The organism is Paraburkholderia solitsugae (genome assembly GCF_013177695.1).
GTDB lineage: Bacteria > Pseudomonadota > Gammaproteobacteria > Burkholderiales > Burkholderiaceae > Paraburkholderia > Paraburkholderia solitsugae.
This window is the reverse complement of the sequence record NZ_WOEY01000048.1, coordinates 25,672-33,026: the sequence shown is the minus strand read 5'-3', so window position 1 is coordinate 33,026 and position 7,355 is coordinate 25,672. Positions and strand designations below refer to the sequence as shown.

5 protein-coding genes are annotated in these 7,355 nt (G+C 64.7%); all 5 read left to right on the top strand.

The window, feature by feature from the left end:
* The first annotated feature begins 109 nt into the window (after positions 1-109).
* The 5 genes from flhB (at position 110) to GNZ12_RS11970 (ending at position 7,315) form a co-directional block, all read left to right on the top strand.
* A complete protein-coding gene (flhB, locus tag GNZ12_RS11990; protein WP_172310538.1) occupies positions 110-1,321 on the top strand; it encodes a flagellar biosynthesis protein FlhB in 1,212 nt (403 codons plus the stop codon).
* Positions 1,318-3,420: a flagellar biosynthesis protein FlhA gene (gene flhA / locus GNZ12_RS11985; RefSeq protein ID WP_172310537.1), complete on the top strand. Its 2,103-nt coding sequence runs from the start codon at positions 1,318-1,320 to the stop codon at positions 3,418-3,420. Before flhB ends, flhA begins: the two co-directional genes overlap by 4 nt.
* A 350-nt stretch (positions 3,421-3,770) precedes the next feature.
* Complete coding sequence (gene flhF / locus GNZ12_RS11980; RefSeq protein ID WP_172310536.1) at positions 3,771-5,690, top strand: flagellar biosynthesis protein FlhF; 1,920 nt, start codon at positions 3,771-3,773, stop codon at positions 5,688-5,690.
* Positions 5,683-6,552, top strand: coding sequence for a MinD/ParA family ATP-binding protein (locus GNZ12_RS11975; protein ID WP_172310535.1), 870 nt, complete (start codon positions 5,683-5,685; stop codon positions 6,550-6,552). Before flhF ends, GNZ12_RS11975 begins: the two co-directional genes overlap by 8 nt.
* A gap of 28 nt (positions 6,553-6,580) precedes the next feature.
* Positions 6,581-7,315 (top strand): RNA polymerase sigma factor FliA, encoded by a 735-nt coding sequence (locus GNZ12_RS11970; RefSeq protein ID WP_115781329.1) that lies wholly within the window; start codon positions 6,581-6,583, stop codon positions 7,313-7,315.
* Positions 7,316-7,355: the final 40 nt, after the last annotated feature.

The window sequence follows — 7,355 nt, the reverse complement described above, 5'->3', positions numbered from 1 at the left end:
AAATACCCCCCTTTCTCCGCCCTTATCCGCCGATCAGCGCTTGCGTCGAGCGGGAATAATCGCTCTCACTGGAAAGAGGCGTCGTGCCTCGGCCGACTGGAGAGCATTTGTGGCAGAGGATAGCGACCTCGAAAAAACCGAATCAGCCACGCCCCGGCGCCTGCAAAAGGCGCGCGAGGAAGGGCAGATCGTGCGTTCGCGGGAGCTGTCGACGTTTGCGCTGCTGGCAGCGGGATTCTTCGGCGTATGGGGCATGTCCGGCAGCATGGGCGAGCATCTGCAGGGGATGCTGCGCGCGGCCTTCACGTTCGACCACGCCAGCGTGTTCGAAACCCGCCGCATGATGATCGGCGCGGGCGCCGCGAGCCGCGAAGGCCTGTATGCGCTGCTGCCCGTTCTGGCCTTCACCGGCGCCGCCGCGCTGCTTGCGCCGATGGCGCTGGGCGGCTGGCAGTTGTCTTCGAAAGGCCTCGAGCCCAAGTTCAACCGGCTCAATCCGATCGAAGGGCTCGGCAAGATATTCTCGATCAACGGGCCGGTTCAGCTCGGCCTGTCGCTCGCCAAGACGCTCGTGGTGGGCTGCATCGGCGGCTCGGCGCTCTGGAATCGCCGCGAGGAGATTCTCGCGTTGGCCACCCAGCCGTTGCAACTGGCGCTCGCCAACACCGTGCATCTGATCGCAGTGTGCTGCGGCATGACGGTGGCGGGCATGTTCGTGGTGGCCGCGCTCGATGTGCCGTATCAACTCTGGCAGTTCCACAAGAAACTGCGCATGACGAAGGAAGAAGTGAAGCGCGAACACCGCGAAAGCGAAGGCGATCCGCACATCAAAGGCCGGATTCGCCAGCAACAGCGCGCCATTGCCCGCCGCCGCATGATGACCCAGGTGCCGAAGGCCGATGTGGTGGTGACCAACCCGACGCACTTCGCGGTCGCGCTGCAGTACGCCGACGGCGAGATGCGCGCGCCGAAGGTGGTCGCCAAGGGCGTGAATCTCGTGGCCGCGCGGATTCGCGAAATCGCCGCCGAAAACAACGTGCCGCTGCTGGAAGCACCGCCGCTCGCGCGTGCGCTGTATCACAACGTCGAACTGAACCGTGAGATTCCCGGCCCGCTCTATGGCGCGGTCGCCGAAGTGCTCGCGTGGGTCTATCAGTTGCGGCGTTTCAACACCGAAGGCGGCGTCGCGCCGGTCGCACCGACCGAGTTCGACGTGCCGGCGGAGCTCGACAAGGGCGGCGTATCGGACGATGAAGCCGAACAGGAAGCCGCCGACACGCTTAACCCCGCTAACGACGACACTTCAGGAGCCTCCGCATGAACGCTCGCGTCGGATTCCTGTCCCGACGGCCGGATGCCTTGAGCGGCACCAATTTGCGCGCCCTCGCCGGGCCGGTGCTGATCTGCATGATCCTCGGCATGATGATTCTGCCGTTGCCGCCGTTTCTGCTGGATCTGCTGTTCACCTTCAACATCGCGCTTTCCGTGATGGTGCTGCTCGTCAGCATGTACACGATGAAGCCGCTCGACTTCGCCGCTTTCCCGAGCGTGCTGCTGTTTTCGACCTTGCTGCGCCTGTCGCTGAACGTCGCGTCCACGCGCGTCGTGCTGCTCGAAGGCCATACTGGGCCGGACGCAGCGGGCCAGGTGATCGAGTCGTTCGGCCACTTCCTCGTGGGCGGCAACTTCGCGGTCGGTATCGTCGTCTTTGTCATTTTGATGGTGATCAACTTCATGGTGATCACCAAGGGCGCGGGGCGAATCGCGGAAGTGTCCGCGCGCTTTACGCTCGATGCGATGCCCGGCAAGCAGATGGCGATCGACGCCGACCTGAACGCTGGCCTCATCAACGAAGATCAAGCGCGCAAGCGCCGTCTGGAAGTCTCGCAGGAAGCCGAGTTCTACGGTTCGATGGACGGTGCCAGCAAGTTCGTGCGCGGCGATGCGATCGCCGGCTTGCTGATCATGGTGATCAACATCTTCGGCGGGCTGATCGTCGGGATGGTGCAGCACGGCATGGACTTCGCGTCCGCGGGCAAGACCTACACGCTGCTGACGATCGGTGATGGCCTCGTCGCACAGATTCCGTCGCTCGTGATTTCGACGGCGGCCGGCGTGATCGTCTCGCGCGTCGCGACCAACGAAGACATCGGTACGCAACTGACCGGGCAACTCTTCACGAACCCGCGCGTGCTGGTGATCACAGGCTGCATTCTCGTGCTGATGGGCCTGATCCCGAACATGCCGCACTTCGCGTTTCTGCTTCTCGGCGGCGGGTTGATTCAGCTCGGCCGCACGATGAAAAAACGCAGCGAGGATCGCAAGAACAGCGCGACGCTCGTCGACGTCGCACCGGCCGCGCTGGCCCCGGCGGAAAACACCGAAGCCAGCTGGGACGACGTGACGATGATCGATACCCTCGGTCTCGAAGTGGGCTACCGGCTGATTCCGCTTGTCGACAAGAACTCGGACGGTGAACTGCTCAAACGGATCAAGAGCATCCGCAAGAAGTTCGCGCAGGAAATTGGTTTCCTGCCGCCGGTGATTCATATCCGCGACAACCTCGAATTGCGGCCGAACGGCTATCGAATCGCACTCAAGGGCGTTGAAGTGGGCGTCGGCGAAGCGTATCCCGGGCAGTGGCTGGCGATCAATCCGGGGCAGGTGTCCGCCGCGCTGCCGGGCACGCCGACGCAAGATCCCGCGTTCGGTTTGCCGGCGATCTGGATCGATACGAATCTGCGCGAACAGGCGCAGGTGTACGGCTACACGGTGGTCGATTCGAGCACCGTGGTGGCCACGCACCTGAATCACCTGGTGGTCACGCATGCGTCCGAATTGCTCGGCCGCCGCGAAGTGCAGGCGCTGCTGGAGCGGATGCAGAAGGACACGCCGTCGCTGGTCGACGATCTGGTGCCGAAGTCGCTGCCGCTCACGACCCTGCAAAAGGTGCTGCAAAACCTGCTGGAAGAAGGCGTGCCGATCCGCGACATGCGCACGATTCTCGAAGCCCTGTCCGAACACACGCCGAAGGTCACCGACGCGCACGATCTCACCGCCGCGGTGCGCCTTGCCCTCGGCCGTGCGATTACGCAGCAGTGGTTCCCGGGCGTGGGCGACATGCAGGTGATGGGCCTCGATTCGAATCTGGAGCGGGTGTTGTCGCAGGCGCTGTCTACCGGCACCAATCCGGGCCTTGAACCGGGCCTCGCGCATACGCTGCTGAACGAAACGCAGAAGGCCATGACGCGTCAGCAGAACCTCGGGCTCGCGCCGGTGCTGCTGGTGCAGCATGCGTTACGGCCGATGCTCGCGCGCTTCCTGCGCCGCAGCCTGCCGCAGTTGAAGGTGCTGTCTTATGCGGAAGTGCCGGATACGCGCAATATCAAGGTGGTGAATCTGATCGGGGCGCATGGCTAAGCTCCACGCGGTTATGCCCGACAGTTAGCCGCAGTTGTTCCAGACCGATGGTTTCCGCCGGCGCTCCTCGAGCGCCGGTTTTCATTTCGGCGCCTAACTTTTCAGGCTGCAAGCGGGCGGCGAAGGTCATGCTGCGCCCGCGGAAGTGCCGCCGGGCGAGCCCGAAGAGCCCGTTTAAAACCGCCATGCGCGGGACTTGCGGCGCGTTTCCATCGCCCGAATTGCCCACCTTTAACGGTCTTTATCCATCGATCGTCACTCGACGGGTTTCGCAATAATGGTCTCAATGGGAAGCGGTATGTTGCCGGTCCGTTAGTCCATAAGTCCGTTTAGCTCATCGGGGGTCCAGCTTGAACATTCGTAAATTTGTCGGCGCTACCAGTCGCGATGCTCTGCGTCTCGTGCGCGAAGCCTTGGGCCCGGATGCCGTCGTTTTGTCCAATCACACGATGGACGACGGCAGCGTCGAGATCGTCGCACTGGCCGACAGCGACCTCGCCGCCATCACGCCGAAGGCGCCGCGCGGCAGAGCAGGCGCGCCGATGAATGCGATGGCCGGACAACAACCCGCGCTCGCCGCACCGCGCGCCAATCCGATGATGCAAGCGAATCCGTATGCGAGCGGCATGCCCGATGTGTTCTCGTCGGTGTTCGGCGCAAGCCCGGAAGCGGGCGCCGAGAACATGACGTCGAACGCTGCTGGCGCGGCGTCGAGCTCAGCCGCGAAGCCGGCCGTTCCCGCCGCGCCGAAGGCCGCGCTGCCGGAAGCCCCCAAAGCAGCGCTGGCCGCACCTGCTGCTGCGTCGCTGTCGCAACCGACCAGCGTTGAGCAACCCAGCGCCCGCGCTGCGGCGACGCGTCTCACTGAAGACATCCGCGCCGATCTGCTCAAAGCCGCCGGCGTGCCCGCCGCACCTGCCACTGATGCGCCGCGCACGATGGCCGAATCGAATCCCTGGCTGATCGACCACGCTCGCCGCATCGCGGCCGAACAGCAGCAGCAAGGCGCGTACAGCGCGCGCCCCGCCGCGATGACACCGGCCGCCGCGATGGCCAAGGGCCTCGGCGCCGCAGTCGAACCCGCCGCACAAGCGGCCTCACAGGCTTCGCGACAGGCCCCTGCCCAACCGGCCGCGCCGCACACCGATACGCCCGAGTGGGCCCGTGAAGCCGCACAACTCGCTGCGCGCCGCGCCGCTCAGAAAATTGCACCGTCGCTGCCGACCGGCGACGACGCCCGCACGCCCGCCTCGGTCGCCGAAGCGATCAAGGTGCGCATGGAGCAGGTCGTCAACGACACCGTGATGAGCGAGCTGTCGTCGATGCGCGGGATGATGGAAGAGCACTTCGCCGGCCTCTTGTGGGGCGATCGCCAGCGCCGCAGCCCGACGCGCGCCGCGCTCACCAAGCACCTGTTCGCCGCCGGTTTCTCCGCGCAGCTCGTGCAGATGATGGTCGACAACCTGCCCGACGACGTCGACAACATGGAAGGCGGCATGGCGTGGGTGCGTTCGGTGCTCGAATCGAACCTGCCGGTGATGGAAGACGAAGACGCGCTGATGGAGCGCGGCGGCGTGTTCGCGCTGATGGGCCCGACGGGCGTGGGCAAGACCACGACCACCGCCAAGCTTGCCGCGCGCTGCGTGATGCGCTTCGGCGCCAGCAAGGTGGCGCTCCTCACGACCGACAGCTACCGGATCGGCGGCCACGAACAACTGCGCATCTTCGGCAAGATTCTCGGCGTGTCGGTCCACGCGGTGAAAGACGGCGCCGATCTGCAGCTCGCGCTCTCCGAGTTGCGCAACAAACACATCGTGCTGATCGACACGATCGGCATGAGCCAGCGCGACCGCCTGGTGTCCGACCAGATCGCGATGCTGTGCCGCGCCGGCCTGCCGGTGCAGCGTCTGCTGCTGCTCAACGCGACGAGCCACGGCGACACGTTGAACGAAGTCGTCCAGGCCTATCAGCGCGCGCCGGATCAACAGCCGCTCGCCGGCTGCATCCTGACCAAGCTCGATGAGGCCACCAATCTGGGCGGCGTGCTCGATACGGTGATCCGCTACAAGCTGCCGGTGCACTACGTGTCGACCGGTCAGAAGGTGCCGGAAAACCTGTACGTCGCGACGAAGAAATTCCTGATCAAGAGCGCGTTCTGCATACCGCGCGACAACTCCCCGTTCGTGCCGCACGACGACGATATTCCGGGGTTGCTGTCCGCGTTGTCCGCGCGTTCGACGGCCGAACTGCACGAGGTCCGCTTTGGATAAGCTCATCTCCGACCAGGCAGAAGGACTGCGGCGGCTGTTGGCGAGAAGCGGCTCGCGCGTGCTTGCAGTGATGGGCGGCTCGGCCGGTGTCGGCTGTACGACGACGGTGGTGAACCTCGCCGCGGCGCTTGCGCAGCAGGGCAAGGACGTGCTGGTGATCGACGAGTGTCTCGGCGAGAAATCGGTGAGCACGATGCTTGGCGGCGTGCGCGGCGCAGGCAATTTTGCGGCGGTGATGCGTGGCGAGATGACGCTTGACGATGCCGCCGCGCGCCACGCGCTGGGCTTCTCCGTGCTGGCCGCCTCGCGCCACAACCGCGAAGGCCACACGGCCGCGCAGTTCAGCGTGGTGTTGCGCGGCTCCGCCGACATCGTGTTGATCGATGCGCAACTCGACCCGCACGGCCACCTTTCGCCTCTCGCGATGCAGGCGCACGACGTGATGATCGTGACAAGGGTTGCCGCGCAAGCGATCACCGAGGCGTATGCCTGCATGAAGCGTCTGCACTACGCACACGCTACCGCGCAGTTTCGCGTGCTGGTGAATCACGTGCAGAGTGTGGACGACGCGCATACCGCTTTTGCCAACCTGGCCGGTGTGGCCGGACGCTACCTGACGGTGGCGCTGGAAGACGCCGGTTGCATTGCCGCCGATGCGCGGATGGCGCGAGCCCTGGAATTGTCGCGGTGTGTCGTCGATGCCTTCCCATCGACACCGGCCGCGCGCGATTTCCGCCACCTCGCCGCCGAATTGCAGTACTGGCCGATGCGGCCAGCGATGTCGTCGCAAACGCCGTGGATGGCGCCTGCGACAGTTACAGCGGCGCAACACGCCGACCAACCGTCCGTGCAGCACGCCTGAGAGGCGGCGCAAGGACAAGGGGAGCACGATGTATAACGCTCAGGGAAAGATTTCCCAAGCCGACGTTCTGACGAAGTACGCGCCACTGGTGCGTCGCCTCGGCTTGCAGCTCGTTGCCAAGATGCCGGCGAGTGTCGATCTCGACGACCTGATCCAGGCCGGCATGATCGGGCTGCTGGACGCGGCGAGCCGCTACAAGGAAGACCAGGGCGCACAGTTCGAGACTTATGCCAGCCAGCGGATTCGCGGCGCGATGCTTGACGAGTTGCGCAGCAACGACTGGTTGCCGCGCAGCTTGCGGCGCACCTCGCGCGAAGTCGAATCCGCTGTGCACAAGGTTGAACAGAATCTTGGCCGCTCGGCGAGCGAAACGGAGATCGCCGAGCATCTGCAAATGCCGCTCGACGAGTACCAGTCGATGCTCCAGGACCTGCACGGCAGCCAGCTGATCTATTACGAAGACTTCGACCGTTCCGCGGACGACGAGCCGTTTCTCGACCGTTACTGCGTCGATCATTCGGACCCGCTGTCGGCACTGCTGGACGACAGCCTGCGCTCGGCGCTGGTCGAAGCGATTGACCGCCTGCCGGAGCGTGAGAAGCTGCTGATGTCGCTGTACTACGAACGCGGCATGAACCTGCGCGAAATCGGCGCGGTGATGGAAGTCAGTGAATCGCGGGTGTGCCAGTTGCACAGCCAGGCCGTGGCGCGTTTGCGCACTCGCTTGCGCGAAATGGCCTGGGCGAACGCCGAAGCGACTTGAGGTTGGATGGATTGATGTTTGACCCGCGGTGCATGAAACG

Coding starts and splice junctions, on each gene's coding strand:
- flhA (WP_172310537.1), top strand. CDS start 1,318: ATGAACGCTCGCGTCGGATTCCTGTCCCGACGGCCGGATGCCTTGAGC.
- GNZ12_RS11970 (WP_115781329.1), top strand. CDS start 6,581: ATGTATAACGCTCAGGGAAAGATTTCCCAAGCCGACGTTCTGACGAAG.